The sequence below is a fragment of the Streptococcus sp. 27098_8_109 genome (assembly GCF_041432295.1).
Classification (GTDB): Bacteria; Bacillota; Bacilli; order Lactobacillales; family Streptococcaceae; genus Streptococcus.
In genome coordinates this window covers 49413-63917 of the sequence record NZ_JAPVZJ010000011.1, presented here as the reverse complement: position 1 = coordinate 63917, position 14505 = coordinate 49413, and the positions used below count along the sequence as shown (strand labels likewise).

Below are 14505 nucleotides of genomic sequence, written 5' to 3'. Positions count from 1 at the left end.
GAAGATTAGAAATGTTTATCCTAAATTGATTTGAAAGTTGTCTAAAGCTCTCTCCTTTCTTTCTTAATTCATATATTTGAACTTTATCTTCATAAGTTAATTTCATAATAAAAACACCCCAAAAGTTAGATTTTTATGTCTAACTTTTGGGGTGCAGTTCACTCCAACTTTTTTTATTTATGAGAACGAACTATCTAAACAGTAACACTACATTAAAGACTGCAAATTACGCTAAAAAATGGTATAATGATAAAGTTATATAGTCCCGATAAGATGGTAGGTATTCAGCACTAAGAAATTTCCTATCAGTACTTTGTAACTCTATAACACTATTTTTAAGGGGGGACATTTTTATGTCAGAACGTAAATTATTCACGTCTGAATCTGTATCTGAGGGGCATCCAGATAAGATTGCAGACCAAATTTCAGATGCGATTTTGGATGCTATTTTAGCTAAAGATCCAGAGGCGCACGTTGCTGCTGAGACAGCTGTATATACTGGTTCAGTCCATGTTTTTGGTGAAATATCTACAAATGCTTATGTGGATATTAACCGTGTGGTTCGTGATACCATTGCAGAGATTGGCTATACCAATACAGAATATGGTTTTTCTGCTGAGACGGTGGGAGTCCATCCGTCACTTGTTGAGCAGTCACCAGATATTGCCCAAGGTGTTAACGAAGCCTTGGAGGTTCGTGGGAATGCAGATCAAGATCCGCTTGACTTAATTGGTGCTGGAGACCAAGGTCTCATGTTTGGCTTTGCAGTGGATGAAACAGAAGAGCTCATGCCATTGCCAATCTCACTCAGTCATAAATTAGTTCGTCGTTTGGCAGAACTTCGTAAGTCTGGGGAAATTAGCTATCTTCGCCCAGATGCTAAATCACAAGTTACGGTTGAGTATGATGAAAATGACTGTCCAGTACGTGTGGACACAGTTGTTATTTCAACTCAGCACGATCCAGAAGTCAGCAACGAACAAATTCACAATGATGTCATTAATAAGGTTATCAAAGAGGTTATTCCAACCTCTTACTTGGATGAGCAAACCAAATTCTTCATCAATCCTACTGGTCGTTTTGTAATCGGTGGACCGCAAGGGGACTCAGGTTTGACTGGTCGTAAGATCATCGTAGATACTTATGGTGGCTACTCTCGTCACGGTGGTGGTGCCTTCTCTGGTAAAGATGCGACTAAGGTGGACCGTTCAGCCTCTTATGCGGCTCGTTATATTGCCAAGAATATCGTTGCAGCTGGTTTGGCTAAGAAGGCAGAAGTGCAATTAGCCTACGCTATTGGTGTTGCCCAACCTGTTTCTGTTCGTATCGATACTTTTGGTACGGGAACAGTAGCTGAAAGCAAGCTTGAAAAAGCAGCTCGTCAAACCTTTGATCTTCGCCCTGCAGGGATAATCCAAATGCTGGACCTCAAGCGTCCAATTTACCGTCAAACAGCGGCTTATGGACACATGGGACGTACGGATATTGATCTTCCATGGGAACGTTTGGATAAGGTAGATGCTTTGAAAGAAGCAGTAAAATAAGATTTTAAGAGGGAGTTCCCCTCTTTTTAATATACTATTTCCTCTAAAATAATTGAAATTATAGCCTGAATTTGATATGATATCTCTATGGATAAAAGTAGAGCAAAACGTGTTGAGCACGATAAAAAGAGAATCGGTTTAATAGCCATGGTAGCTATCTTTTCAGTAAGTATTTGCGTCCTTGGTTCAATGATTGGATACAAAGTATATACAAAGCAAAGTTTTGAACAAAGGATTGAATCTCTCAAGAAAGAGAAAGATGATCAATTAAGTGAGGGAAATCAGAAAGATCATTTTCGTAAGGGACAAGCAGAAGTAATTGCCTATTATCCTCTCCAAGGGGAGCAAGTGATTTCATCTGTAAAAGAAATCATGATACAGGATATTAAGGAAAATCTGGAAGACAAGGAAAATCTGGTTTTTTATTATACGGAGAAACAGGATTCGACTTTAAAAGGGATTGTCAACCGAAGTGTGATGAAACAAGTCTATGATTTAACTTCGTCAAAAGTTGAAGAGACTGAAAAAACTAGTCTAGCGAAAGTGCATTTGACAGAAAATGGTAAACCTTTTACCCTTGATCAACTATTTTCAGATGCTAGTAAGGCTAAAGAGCAACTGATAAAAGAACTGACTTCTTTCTTACAGGACAAGAAATTGGAGCAAGAAAAGATTGATCAAGTTGTTAAAGGTTTCTCTGACCAAGACTTGTCTGCATGGAATTTTGATTACAAGGATAGTCAGATTATCCTTTATCCAAGTCAGTCAGTTGAAAATCTAGACGAGATTGCCTTGCCAGTATCTAGTTTCTTTGAAGTTATTCAGTCCTCTTATTTATTAGATAAGGATGCAGAGCTATATAAGGCTTATTATGAAAAGAAAAATCGTAAAGTAGTGGCCCTGACTTTTGATGATGGACCAAATCCTGCAACGACAAATCAAGCATTAGATACTCTTTCTAAGTATGGTATCAAGGCAACTTTCTTTGTTCTAGGTAAGAATGTTTCTGGAAATGAAGAGATTTTGAAACGCATGAAATCGGATGGACATGTCATTGGAAACCATAGTTGGAGTCATCCAGTGCTTTCAAAACTTTCCCTTGATGAAGCTAAAAAACAAATTACTGATACTGAGGATGCGCTAACTAAAGTGTTGGGTTCTAGTTCCAAACTCATGCGTCCGCCTTATGGAGCCATTACAGACGACATTCGCAATAGCCTTGATTTGAGCTTTATTATGTGGGATGTGGATAGTCTGGACTGGAAGAACAAAAATGAAGCAGCGATTTTGACAGAAATTCAACGAGAAGTCAAGAATGGTTCTATTATTCTCATGCATGATATCCATGCTGAGACGGTCAATGCTCTACCGAAGGTTATTGACTATTTGAAAGGGCAAGGGTATGACTTTGTGACCATTCCAGATTTGTTAGATACTCGTCTTAAAGCTCACCAGCTCTACTACGACCGCAATCAATAATACACAAAATCTAAAGAGAAAAGTTTTCCTTGAAAATTTGGCTCTTTGGATTTTCTTCTCATAGAAAGGAAAAATAATGAAATCTTATACTTTAAACAATGGTGTTACAATTCCAGTACTGGGATTTGGAACCTGGAAAGCTGAAAATGGAGAGATTGCATATCAAGCTGTACTAGAGGCTTTAAAGGCAGGCTATCGCCATATCGATACGGCAGCTATTTATAAAAATGAAGAAAGCGTTGGTCGTGCCATTCAAGATAGTGGAGTTCTGCGTGAGGAAATTTTTGTAACCAGCAAACTCTGGAATACAAATCATAGCTATGAGCAAGCTCGTCAGGCTTTTGAAGAGTCTTTAGAGAAACTTGGCTTGGATTATTTGGATTTGTATTTGATTCATTGGCCAAATCCAAAACCGCTCAGAGAAAATAACCACTGGAAAATCCGAAATTCAGAAGTTTGGAGAGCTATGGAAGACCTCTATCAAGAAGGCAAAATCCGTGCTATTGGAGTTAGTAATTTCCTTCCCCATCATTTGGATGCCTTGCTTGAAACAGCAACTATCGTTCCAGCGGTCAATCAAGTTCGTTTGGCTCCAGGTGTGTATCAAGAGGAAGTGGTAGATTACTGTCTAGAAAAAGGAATTTTATTGGAAGCTTGGGGCCCTTTTGGTCAGGGAGAACTGTTTGATAGCAAGCAAGTGCAAGAAATCGCGTTAAATCATGGTAAATCGGTTGCTCAGATAGCCTTGGCCTGGAGCTTAGCAGAAGGATTTTTACCACTTCCAAAATCTGTCACAGCTTCTCGTATTCAGGCTAATCTTGATTGCTTTGGAATTGAACTGAGTCATAAGGAACGTGAAACCTTAAAAACAATTGTTGTTCAGTCTGGTGCTCCACGAGTTGATGATATGGATTTCTAGAAAATCATAAAAAGAATTGTACATTGTGCTAATTTTTGATATAATAGTCAGCAGGAAAGAAAGTCTTATGGCGTTCTTCAAGCGAACTTGGGATAGTGGGAGCCAAGTAGGGCAAAATAAAGAACTGGCGCTTTCTGTAATATTTTTAAAAACAATGAAGTAATAAATTAGGGTGGAACCGCGTTTCTGACGCCCCTAGTCGCAAGGCTTGGGTGTTGAAATTCGGTTCTTTTTGAATTCGTCTAATGCCTAAGTAGAAAGGAGCATAATGCTTAAAGGATCTTGTTTATGTAAAGCAGTGACCTACACTCTAGATGAGGAATTATCGGAATTAGTTTTTTGTCATTGCTCATTTTGTCGGAAAGCAACTGCGTCTGCCTATACAGTTAATGCTAAAGTTAGCAGTGAAAAGCTAGTATTGCATGGAAAAGAAAAGCTTGTTTCCTATAGTTCTTCTCCAGGAAAACAGCGTTATTACTGCCAGAACTGTCATAGTCAAATTTTCACTGTTCAAGAAAATATACCAGAAGTCTGTGCTTTGAAATTAGGTACAATAGATGAAAGCGATCAGAATTTACAAACTGTTCCTAAACGTCATATTTTTCAGGACCCAGCCTTTTCTTGGTTGCTTGAAAAATAAATCTAAGAAGATAATATAAATTAAAGGAGTATTCAATGTCTAAGAAATTAACATTTCAAGAAATTATTTTGACTTTGCAACAATTTTGGAATGACCAAGGTTGTATGCTTATGCAGGCTTATGATAATGAAAAAGGTGCGGGAACAATGAGTCCTTACACTTTCCTTCGCGCTATCGGACCTGAGCCATGGAATGCGGCTTATGTAGAGCCATCACGTCGTCCTGCTGACGGTCGTTACGGAGAAAACCCTAACCGTCTTTACCAACACCACCAATTCCAAGTGGTTATGAAGCCATCTCCATCAAACATCCAAGAACTTTACCTTGAGTCTTTGGAAAAATTGGGAATCAATCCTTTGGAACACGATATTCGTTTCGTTGAGGACAACTGGGAAAACCCATCAACTGGTTCAGCTGGTCTTGGTTGGGAAGTTTGGCTTGACGGTATGGAAATTACTCAGTTCACTTACTTCCAACAAGTAGGTGGATTGGCAACTGGCCCTGTGACGGCGGAAGTTACTTATGGTTTGGAACGTTTGGCTTCTTACATCCAAGAGGTTGACTCTGTTTACGATATTGAGTGGGCTGATGGTGTAAAATACGGAGAAATCTTCATCCAGCCTGAGTACGAGCATTCAAAATATTCATTTGAAATTTCTGATCAAGAAATGTTGCTTGAAAACTTTGATAAGTTTGAAAAAGAAGCTGGTCGTGCCTTGGAAGAAGGATTGGTGCACCCTGCCTATGACTATGTTCTCAAATGTTCACATACCTTTAACCTGCTTGATGCGCGTGGTGCCGTATCCGTAACCGAGCGTGCAGGCTATATCGCTCGTATCCGTAATTTGGCCCGTGTTGTAGCCAAAACCTTTGTCGCAGAACGCAAACGCCTAGGCTACCCACTTTTGGATGAAGCAACACGAGCTAAACTCTTAGCAGAAGACGCAGAATAGTGAGTAATATCGTGCTCTAAAATCGTTAGAGGCAAGTCGAAGACTTGCTAGAGGAATATGCACCGCCGTACTGTTACGTGGGGATTTTTGAAACCTTGGGTTCAAAAATCAGTCAGCTAAATCCACTTTGATGAGACTGTTGGAAATCTTGATCAATTTAGTATTAGATTTCCATACAGACTCACAAAGTTAGTTAGCGACGTCCCCAGTACCTAAGGTGCATATCAAAAAAGATTGAAGAAAATGTAAAGGAAAAAACATGACAAAAAACTTATTAGTAGAACTCGGTCTTGAAGAATTACCAGCCTATGTTGTCACACCAAGTGAAAAACAACTAGGCGAAAAAATGGCAGCCTTCCTCAAGGAAAACCGCCTGTCTTTTGAAGCTATTCAAACCTTCTCAACACCCCGTCGTTTGGCTGTTCGTGTGACTGGTCTTGCAGACAAACAGTCTGATTTGACAGAAGATTTTAAGGGGCCAGCAAAGAAAATTGCCTTGGATAGTGATGGAAATTTCACCAAAGCAGCTCAAGGATTTGTCCGAGGAAAAGGCTTGACTGTTGAAGATATCGAATTTCGTGAAATTAAGGGTGAAGAATATGTCTATGTCACTAAGGAAGAAATTGGTCAAGCAGTTGAAGCCATTGTTCCTGGTGTTGTAGATGTCTTGAAGTCCTTGACTTTCCCTGTCAGCATGCACTGGGCTAACAACACCTTTGAATATATCCGCCCTGTTCACACTTTAACTGTTCTTTTAGATGAAGAAGAGTTTGATTTGGATTTCCTTGATATCAAGGGAGATCGTGTCAGCCGTGGTCATCGTTTCTTGGGACAAGAAACTAAGATTCAGTCAGCATTGAGCTACGAAGAAGACCTTCGTAAGCAGTTTGTAATCGCGGATCCTCGTGAACGTGAGCAAATGATTGTTGACCAAATCAAAGCAATCGAAACTGAGCATGGTGTACGTATCGAAATTGATGCTGATTTGCTTAATGAAGTCTTGAACTTGGTTGAATACCCAACTGCCTTTATGGGAAGTTTTGATGCCAAATACCTTGAAGTTCCAGAAGAAGTTTTGGTGACTTCAATGAAAGAACACCAACGTTACTTTGTTGTTCGTGATCAAGACGGTAAACTATTGCCAAACTTCATTTCTGTTCGTAACGGAAACGCAGAGTATTTGGAAAATGTCATTAAAGGAAATGAAAAAGTCTTAGTAGCTCGCTTAGAAGACGGTGAATTCTTCTGGCGTGAAGACCAAAAATTGGTGATTTCAGATCTTGTTGAAAAATTAAACAATGTCACCTTCCATGAGAAGATTGGTTCCCTTCGTGAACACATGATTCGTACGGGGCAGATTGCTATTCTCTTGGCAGAAAAAGCTGGTTTGTCAGCGGATGAAACGATTGACTTAGCTCGTGCAGCAGCCATTTACAAGTTTGACTTGTTGACAGGTATGGTTGGCGAATTTGACGAGCTCCAAGGAATTATGGGTGAGAAATATGCCCTTCTTGCTGGTGAAACTCCAGCGGTGGCAGCTGCTATTCGTGAACACTACATGCCTACTTCAGCTGAAGGAGAACTTCCAGAGAGCAAGGTCGGCGCAGTGCTTGCCATTGCAGACAAATTGGATACGATTTTGAGCTTCTTCTCAGTAGGTTTGATTCCATCAGGGTCTAATGACCCTTATGCTCTTCGTCGTGCAACTCAAGGTGTAGTTCGTATCTTGGATGCTTTTGGTTGGCACATTGCTATGGATGAGCTGATCGATAGCTTTTATGCTTTAACATTTGACAGCTTGACTTATGAAAATAAAGCAGAGGTTATGGACTTTATCAAGGCTCGTGTTGATAAGATGATGGGCTCTACTCCAAAAGATATTAAGGAAGCTGTACTTGCAAGTTCGAACTTTGTTGTGGCAGATATGTTGGAAGCAGCAAGTGCTCTCGTAGAAGCAAGCAAGGAAGAAGACTTCAAACCATCTGTGGAATCACTTTCTCGTGCTTTTAACTTGGCTGAAAAGGTAGAAGGAGTTGCAACAGTTGATTCAGCACTTTTTGAAAATGACCAAGAAAAAGCTTTGGCGGAAGCAGTAGAATCACTTATTTTATCAGGATCTGCCAGTCAGCAATTGAAACAACTCTTTGCTCTTAGCCCAGTCATTGATGCATTCTTTGAGAATACCATGGTTATGGCTGAAAATGAAGCAGTCCGTCAAAATCGTTTGGCAATCTTGTCGCAATTAACCAAGAAAGCAGCTAAACTTGCACGTTTTAACCAAATCAATACCAAATAAAATCTGTTGAACGGATTAAATCTTATCTTAAAGGAGAGAAACATGGATCCTAAAAAAATTGATCGTATCAACGAGCTTGCCAAAAAGAAAAAAACAGAAGGCTTGACCCCAGAAGAAAAAGTAGAACAAGCCAAACTACGTGAGGAGTACATCGAAGGGTATCGTCGCACTGTTCGTCACCACATCGAAGGAATCAAAATTGTGGACGAAGAAGGAAACGATGTTACACCAGAAAAACTACGTCAGGTACAACGTGAAAAAGGTTTACATGGCCGCAGTCTCGATGACCCAAATTCATAATAATACTCTTCGAAAATCAAATTCAAACCACGTCAGTTTCACCTTGCCGTACTTAAGTACAGCCTGCGGCTAGCTTCCTAGTTTGCTCTTTGATTTTCATTGAGTATAAGTATTCTTTCTTTTAACAAAGATAGATGAAATAATAACCAAAAGACTAGCAATTTGTGTTTGCTAGTCTTTTTATCACGAAAAAAGGAACCAAGATGGTTCCTAAAGTTATTAGTTACTTGCGCCAGATGTAGCGTCTGCGCCACCACCGTGGCCTCCAGCATCACCTGAATCAGAAGCTCCAGATGTGGCATCTGCGCCACCGTGTCCTCCAGCAGGAGCTGCAGCATTTCCACCAACTAGACGTTGACCAGTTGTATTGAGGTACCAGTCAAGCCATGGTTGGAAATTAAAGATGATTTCATTGATTCCAGCATATGAACCATCTGGATAGTACATTGCTTGGTAATTATGGGTATTAATAACACCTTCAGGTGTTCCTGGTACAATTGTACGGACATATTCTTGGTCCCCATTACGCAATACGCCGACAACCCATTCAACGTTTTTCATTCTAGAATCTGGCAATGTACCGTGTACTGTTCCTAATCTATTTCCTGATTGAGCACGGACACGTTTACCAAACATTGTATCTGGGTCTTGGTGTGCGTTATTAAAGTACAAGAATTGATTATTATCATCTGCAAATGTCAATTCAAATGGCATTGCTTTCAAGAACATGTCAAGTTGGTTAACTGTCAAGATACCGTGGTCTAATTTAACGTAAGTATCTCCAGAAACAGCTCCAACAAGTTCAGCAGCTTTTTCTACCCATTCAGGATCATCTGGATCAACACCTTGGATAGTAGTTGCAATTGAATTTGTACAATATAAATCTTCTGGCTCAATTGGTTTTGGTTTTTTCAATTTTGAAACGACTCCCACATATTTTACAAAGTTGTCCAAGCATGTTTCAAGGAAATTAACAGTTCCTTCATTCGTGATATTTCCATTAACATCAAAAGCTTCTTTAGCTTTACCAAGAAGGAATTCATTTCCTGGAAGAGTGTAGGCATTGACACCTGGAGCGTCAAGAATCTTACGAAGGTGAACTTGGGCACGAGAAGTACCTTGGTCGTAGTAAGAAGCTCCCACAATCATGACTGGTTTGTTTTCAAATGGATGAACCTCGTATGAAAGCCATTCAAGAACTGATTTAAGAGAAGCTGAGATTGTGTGGTTGTGCTCAGGAGTAGCAATAATGACACCATCAGCACGCGTAATTCTGTTATACAAGAGACGCAATTGGAAGCTTTCGTCCCATTTTTCGTCTTGGTTAAACATTGGAACTTCATCAATTTCGAGAACTTCTAATTCAAATTTGAGTTTGAAGTGACGACGGATGAATTCCAAGAGTTTACGGTTATATGATTGATCGTAGTTTGATCCTACAAGTCCAACAAATTTCATTCTTTTTGGTCTCCTATCTTACAAATTTTCCCAGTCAAAGTCTTCAGCATCTTTGCGAAGTAGGGCTTGTGCGTTGCGCAATTTTTCTGTAATTTTTACAAAGATACGGAAGTCGTCAAAAGTGGCATCTAATTTTTTGATAACATCAAGATCCACTAGATCTCCACTTGGATTGAAGGCTTGAAGAGAATGTGAAAGCAAGAATTCATCTGGAAGGACACTTGCTTTGATTTCTGGGGCATTCAAGATTTGGCGAAGTTGTAATTGGGCACGTGATGAACCAAGCGTACCATATGAAGCACCTGTAATCATGATTGGTTTGTTCAAAAGTGGATAGATACCATAAGACAACCAAGCAAGAGCGCTCATCAAAACAGCTGGGATAGAGTGGTCATACTCAGGAGTACCAATAATAACGCCATCTGCCTCTTCAATTTTAGCAGCAATTTCTAAAATTTCAGCAGGTACTTGCTTGTCAGCTGGTTTGTTGAAGACAGGAATGTCTTTAATTTCAACAAGTTCAATTTCAGCTTTTTCAGCAAAGTGTTTTTGCATGTATTGAAGCAATTGGCGGTTTGTAGAACGTTTTGAATTTGTTCCAACAATAGCAATAAGTTTTAACATGAGATTTCCTTTCTCTTTTTACATAATACAATTTTAAAACTCCATTGAAACATTTGTTTCTATAGAGTAGGAATTCCTGAAGAACAGCTTAGGTGACCTTCCTTATCGATGAGGATAGCTTCGATGCCCTCCAAACTTTCGACTTGCCAGAGGATAGAAGCAGGTCTTTCTCCAAATAGACGAGTTGTCCAGATTTCACCATCAACTGATTTATCAGAGATGATTGTTAGACTCGCTAGTTCCGTTTCAACAGGATATCCTGTTTGGCTGTCAAAAATATGATGGTAATCTTTTCCATCGACAGTCAGGTGACGTTCATAAATGCCTGAAGTCACGACAGATTTATTGACAACAGGGATGGTCATTAAGTGATTTCCCCTCGGATTGGCTGGGTCTTGAATCCCGATTTGCCAAGGCTGATTTCCTCTTGCCTGATTTTTTCCAATAGTCAGGATATTCCCTCCCAGATTGATCAAGGCAGATGTCACTCCCTCTTTTCTCAGAAATTGAGCAACTTTATCCGCACTATAACCCTTGGCTAAACAACCTAGGTCTATCTTCATTCCTTTCTGTTTTAGAAACACAGTAGAAGTAGAAGAATCTAACTCGATATAATGAGGATTGATTAAAGGGAGAATTGATTCGATTTCTTGAGGTTGGGCAACTTTGGCATCTGAAAAACCGATACGCCAGGTTTGAATTAAGGGACCAATACTGATGTTGAGATGGCTAGAGGGCGCTAGGCTATGCTCTAAACCAAGTGAAATCAGTTCAAACAGGTCTGGATGAACCTTAACTGAAGTTATTCCAGCTTGATGATTGATTTCCATCAACTCAGATTCTTGACTATTGGCATTGAAGCGGTATTCGAGCTCTCTGAGTAAATCAAAGGATTTTTGGAGCAAGCTATCGGCTCGCTCATCCACTAATGAAATAGTGATAGTGGTTCCCATTAGCCGTTCAGAATGTGAGCTAAGAGGCACTCTACCAACTCCTTTCTCTTATGAAAAGAAGGTTGAAAAATTGTAAATTTATATTAAATTTAACCCCTTACATTTTCTTTCCATGATACTAGCATACCATAAAGTCAGCGTTTTCACAAATAAAATTTGTAAAGATGTCAAGAAATATGCTCAGGAAATGAAGAAAAATTGCAAGAATCCGTGTTAAGATACAGAGTATTTACAATTTTTTACAAAAAAATAGGAAAAATTAGCCAAACTCTTGTAAACGCTAACAGTAAATGTTATACTAGTAGGGTAAATTTAGAATGAAGGTAGGAATTTTTCTATGAGTAAAATCGTTGTAGTCGGTGCTAACCACGCTGGTACAGCATGTATTAATACGATGTTGGATAATTTTGGAAATGAGAACGAAATCGTTGTATTCGACCAAAACTCTAACATCTCTTTCCTAGGATGTGGAATGGCCCTTTGGATCGGTGAACAAATTGACGGTGCTGAAGGCTTGTTCTATTCTGATAAAGAAAAATTGGAAGCTAAAGGTGCTAAGGTATACATGAATTCACCAGTTCTTTCAATCGACTATGATAACAAAGTAGTTACAGCAGAAGTTGAAGGGAAAGAGCATAAAGAATCATACGATAAATTGATTTTCGCTACAGGTTCTACACCAATCTTGCCACCAATCGAAGGTGTTGAAATTGTTAAAGGAAACCGCGAATTTAAAGCAACTCTTGAAAATGTACAATTCGTTAAATTGTACCAAAACGCTGAAGAAGTGATTCACAAATTGTCTGATAAGAGTCAACACCTTGACCGAATCGCCGTTGTTGGTGGTGGTTATATCGGTGTTGAACTTGCTGAAGCCTTTGAACGTCTTGGAAAAGAAGTTGTCCTTGTTGATATCGTTGATACTGTTTTGAACGGTTACTATGACAAAGACTTCACACAAATGATGGCGAAGAACTTGGAAGACCACAACATCCGCTTGGCGCTTGGTCAAACTGTTAAAGCAATCGAGGGTGACGGTAAAGTTGAACGCTTGATTACTGATAAAGAAACTTTTGATGTGGATATGGTTATCCTTGCAGTTGGTTTCCGTCCAAACACAGCCCTTGCTGATGGAAAAATTGAACTATTCCGTAACGGTGCCTTCCTTGTAGACAAAAAACAAGAAACATCTATCCCAGGCGTTTACGCAGTAGGTGACTGTGCGACTGTTTATGACAACGCTCGTAAAGACACTAGCTACATCGCGCTTGCTTCAAACGCTGTTCGTACTGGTATCGTTGGTGCATATAACGCATGTGGACATGAATTGGAAGGAATCGGTGTTCAAGGATCAAACGGTATCTCAATCTACGGTCTTCACATGGTTTCAACTGGTTTGACTCTTGAAAAAGCGAAAGCTGCTGGTTACAATGCAACTGAAACAGGCTTTAACGATCTTCAAAAACCAGAATTTATGAAGCATGACAACCATGAAGTTGCCATCAAGATTGTCTTTGACAAAGATAGCCGTGAAATTCTTGGTGCACAAATGGTTTCACACGATTCTGCAATCAGCATGGGAATCCACATGTTCTCACTTGCTATCCAAGAGCATGTGACAATTGATAAATTGGCATTGACAGACCTATTCTTCTTGCCACACTTCAACAAACCATATAACTACATCACAATGGCTGCCCTTACAGCTGAAAAATAAAATTTGATGAACTATCTGGCCTTAAGCTAAGGTCAGATAGTTTTTTTTAGCCAATCTGTACCCACACAATTACGTTTTTTTTATCTTGTACTTCATTTTAATCTAACTTAAAATGAAATGGTAGCTACCAATACAAATGATGAGGATAAAGAAATGACTGAAAATCGTTATGAACTAAATAAAAACTTGGCACAGATGCTTAAAGGTGGGGTTATCATGGACGTTCAGAACCCTGAACAGGCCCGTATTGCAGAAGCTGCTGGTGCGGCAGCTGTGATGGCCTTGGAGCGGATTCCAGCTGATATTCGTGCAGCTGGTGGGGTTTCACGTATGAGTGATCCAAAGATGATTAAGGAAATCCAAGAAGCGGTTAGCATTCCAGTAATGGCCAAGGTCAGAATTGGGCATTTTGTTGAAGCTCAGATTTTAGAGGCTATCGAAATTGACTATATCGATGAGAGTGAAGTTCTATCTCCAGCTGACGACCGTTTCCACGTGGATAAGAAAGAATTCCAAGTTCCTTTTGTATGTGGGGCTAAGGACTTGGGTGAAGCCTTGCGTCGTATCGCTGAAGGTGCTTCTATGATTCGTACAAAAGGAGAACCAGGTACGGGGGATATCGTCCAAGCTGTTCGTCATATGCGTATGATGAATCAGGAAATTCGCCGCATTCAAAATCTACGTGTGGACGAACTTTATGTTGCTGCTAAGGACTTACAAGTCCCTGTAGAATTGGTTCAATACGTCCATGAGCATGGAAAATTGCCAGTTGTAAACTTTGCTGCTGGAGGTGTTGCAACACCAGCAGATGCTGCGCTGATGATGCAATTAGGGGCAGAGGGCGTCTTTGTCGGTTCAGGTATTTTCAAGTCAGGAGATCCTGTTAAACGAGCGAGTGCTATTGTTAAGGCTGTGACTAACTTCCGAAATCCTCAAATCCTGGCTCAAATTTCTGAAGATTTAGGAGAAGCCATGGTGGGTATTAATGAAAATGAAATCCAAATCCTCATGGCTGAGCGAGGAAAATAGATGAAAATTGGAATATTGGCCTTGCAAGGTGCCTTTGCAGAACATGCAAAAGTGCTAGATCAATTAGGTGTCGAGAGTGTTGAAATCAGAAATCTAGATGATTTTCAGAAACATCAGAGTGATTTGTCGGGATTGATATTACCTGGTGGAGAATCTACAACCATGGGCAAGCTCTTACGTGAGCAGGACATGCTGATTCCCATTCGAGAAGCCATTCTATCTGGCTTACCAGTGTTTGGGACCTGTGCAGGTTTAATTTTGCTGGCTAAGGAAATTACTTCTCAGGAAGAGAGTCATCTAGGAACTATGGATATGGTAGTCGAGCGCAATGCCTATGGGCGCCAACTAGGAAGTTTCTATACGGAAGCAGAATGTAAGGGAGTTGGCAAGATTCCGATGACCTTTATTCGCGGGCCGATTATCAGTAGTGTTGGAGAAGATGTAGAAATTCTAGCAACAGTTGACAATCAAATCGTTGCAGCCCAAGAAAAAAATATGCTGGTAACTTCCTTTCATCCAGAATTGACTGATGATGTAAGCTTGCACCAGTACTTTATCAATATGTGTAAAGAAAAAAGTTGAGAAAAAATTCT

General features: G+C 39.9%; 13 protein-coding genes and 1 pseudogene. 10 read left to right on the top strand and 4 right to left on the bottom strand.

What is annotated here, in order from left to right:
• Positions 1-106: pseudogene (locus O3664_RS05945) on the bottom strand (transposase); the annotation flags it as partial.
• 247 nt (positions 107-353) lie between these two features.
• Between O3664_RS05945 and metK the strand changes: the two are divergent.
• The 7 genes from metK to O3664_RS05910 all read left to right on the top strand — a co-directional run bounded on the left by metK (position 354) and on the right by O3664_RS05910 (position 8131).
• Complete coding sequence (gene metK / locus O3664_RS05940) at positions 354-1544, top strand: methionine adenosyltransferase (protein WP_020903501.1); 1191 nt, start codon at positions 354-356, stop codon at positions 1542-1544.
• Positions 1545-1631: 87 nt separating this feature from the next.
• Positions 1632-3023, top strand: coding sequence for a peptidoglycan-N-acetylglucosamine deacetylase PgdA (pgdA, locus tag O3664_RS05935; RefSeq protein WP_020903502.1), 1392 nt, complete (start codon positions 1632-1634; stop codon positions 3021-3023).
• Positions 3024-3099: 76 nt separating this feature from the next.
• Positions 3100-3942 carry an aldo/keto reductase gene (locus O3664_RS05930; RefSeq protein ID WP_023948286.1) on the top strand — a complete coding sequence of 281 codons (843 nt, stop codon included), beginning with the start codon at positions 3100-3102 and terminating at the stop codon, positions 3940-3942.
• A 268-nt stretch (positions 3943-4210) separates the two neighbouring features.
• Positions 4211-4582, top strand: a complete 372-nt coding sequence (locus O3664_RS05925) for a GFA family protein (RefSeq protein WP_000912013.1) — start codon at positions 4211-4213, stop codon at positions 4580-4582.
• A 35-nt stretch (positions 4583-4617) separates the two neighbouring features.
• The gene (glyQ, locus tag O3664_RS05920; protein WP_000038733.1) at positions 4618-5535 is read left to right on the top strand and encodes a glycine--tRNA ligase subunit alpha; all 918 of its coding nucleotides are present in this window, start codon (positions 4618-4620) and stop codon (positions 5533-5535) included.
• 259 nt (positions 5536-5794) lie between these two features.
• Positions 5795-7831 (top strand): glycine--tRNA ligase subunit beta, encoded by a 2037-nt coding sequence (gene glyS, locus O3664_RS05915; protein ID WP_023948282.1) that lies wholly within the window; start codon positions 5795-5797, stop codon positions 7829-7831.
• Between the two features lie 42 nt (positions 7832-7873).
• Positions 7874-8131 carry a DUF896 family protein gene (locus tag O3664_RS05910; RefSeq protein WP_000371299.1) on the top strand — a complete coding sequence of 86 codons (258 nt, stop codon included), beginning with the start codon at positions 7874-7876 and terminating at the stop codon, positions 8129-8131.
• A gap of 219 nt (positions 8132-8350) precedes the next feature.
• Here the strand turns inward: O3664_RS05910 and O3664_RS05905 are convergent, their stop codons facing one another.
• Genes O3664_RS05905 through O3664_RS05895 form a run of 3 tightly spaced genes read right to left on the bottom strand, consistent with a single transcriptional unit; the run spans position 8351 to position 11196 of the window.
• Complete coding sequence (locus O3664_RS05905) at positions 8351-9589, bottom strand: NAD(P)H-dependent oxidoreductase (RefSeq protein WP_004256847.1); 1239 nt, start codon at positions 9587-9589, stop codon at positions 8351-8353.
• 18 nt (positions 9590-9607) lie between these two features.
• Complete coding sequence (locus O3664_RS05900; RefSeq protein WP_000915951.1) at positions 9608-10213, bottom strand: NADPH-dependent FMN reductase; 606 nt, start codon at positions 10211-10213, stop codon at positions 9608-9610.
• A gap of 59 nt (positions 10214-10272) precedes the next feature.
• Positions 10273-11196, bottom strand: coding sequence for an FAD:protein FMN transferase (locus O3664_RS05895; protein WP_371613775.1), 924 nt, complete (start codon positions 11194-11196; stop codon positions 10273-10275).
• Between the two features lie 307 nt (positions 11197-11503).
• Here O3664_RS05895 and nox point away from each other — a divergent pair, with 307 nt between their 5' ends.
• The 3 genes from nox (at position 11504) to pdxT (ending at position 14494) form a co-directional block, all read left to right on the top strand.
• Positions 11504-12883 carry a H2O-forming NADH oxidase gene (nox, locus tag O3664_RS05890; RefSeq protein ID WP_023948278.1) on the top strand — a complete coding sequence of 460 codons (1380 nt, stop codon included), beginning with the start codon at positions 11504-11506 and terminating at the stop codon, positions 12881-12883.
• 153 nt (positions 12884-13036) lie between these two features.
• Complete coding sequence (gene pdxS / locus O3664_RS05885) at positions 13037-13912, top strand: pyridoxal 5'-phosphate synthase lyase subunit PdxS (protein ID WP_031237274.1); 876 nt, start codon at positions 13037-13039, stop codon at positions 13910-13912.
• Positions 13913-14494: a pyridoxal 5'-phosphate synthase glutaminase subunit PdxT gene (gene pdxT, locus O3664_RS05880; protein ID WP_023948274.1), complete on the top strand. Its 582-nt coding sequence runs from the start codon at positions 13913-13915 to the stop codon at positions 14492-14494. It abuts the gene before it with no gap.
• The last annotated feature ends 11 nt before the right edge of the window (positions 14495-14505 follow it).

What these genes read in the sequence shown, in the direction of transcription:
- metK (WP_020903501.1), top strand. Translation starts at nt 354, where the DNA reads ATGTCAGAACGTAAATTATTCACGTCTGAATCTGTATCTGAGGGGCAT.
- pgdA (WP_020903502.1), top strand. Translation starts at nt 1,632, where the DNA reads ATGGATAAAAGTAGAGCAAAACGTGTTGAGCACGATAAAAAGAGAATC.
- O3664_RS05930 (WP_023948286.1), top strand. Translation starts at nt 3,100, where the DNA reads ATGAAATCTTATACTTTAAACAATGGTGTTACAATTCCAGTACTGGGA.
- O3664_RS05925 (WP_000912013.1), top strand. Translation starts at nt 4,211, where the DNA reads ATGCTTAAAGGATCTTGTTTATGTAAAGCAGTGACCTACACTCTAGAT.
- glyQ (WP_000038733.1), top strand. Translation starts at nt 4,618, where the DNA reads ATGTCTAAGAAATTAACATTTCAAGAAATTATTTTGACTTTGCAACAA.
- glyS (WP_023948282.1), top strand. Translation starts at nt 5,795, where the DNA reads ATGACAAAAAACTTATTAGTAGAACTCGGTCTTGAAGAATTACCAGCC.
- O3664_RS05910 (WP_000371299.1), top strand. Translation starts at nt 7,874, where the DNA reads ATGGATCCTAAAAAAATTGATCGTATCAACGAGCTTGCCAAAAAGAAA.
- O3664_RS05905 (WP_004256847.1), bottom strand. Translation starts at nt 9,589, where the DNA reads ATGAAATTTGTTGGACTTGTAGGATCAAACTACGATCAATCATATAAC.
- O3664_RS05900 (WP_000915951.1), bottom strand. Translation starts at nt 10,213, where the DNA reads ATGTTAAAACTTATTGCTATTGTTGGAACAAATTCAAAACGTTCTACA.
- nox (WP_023948278.1), top strand. Translation starts at nt 11,504, where the DNA reads ATGAGTAAAATCGTTGTAGTCGGTGCTAACCACGCTGGTACAGCATGT.
- pdxS (WP_031237274.1), top strand. Translation starts at nt 13,037, where the DNA reads ATGACTGAAAATCGTTATGAACTAAATAAAAACTTGGCACAGATGCTT.
- pdxT (WP_023948274.1), top strand. Translation starts at nt 13,913, where the DNA reads ATGAAAATTGGAATATTGGCCTTGCAAGGTGCCTTTGCAGAACATGCA.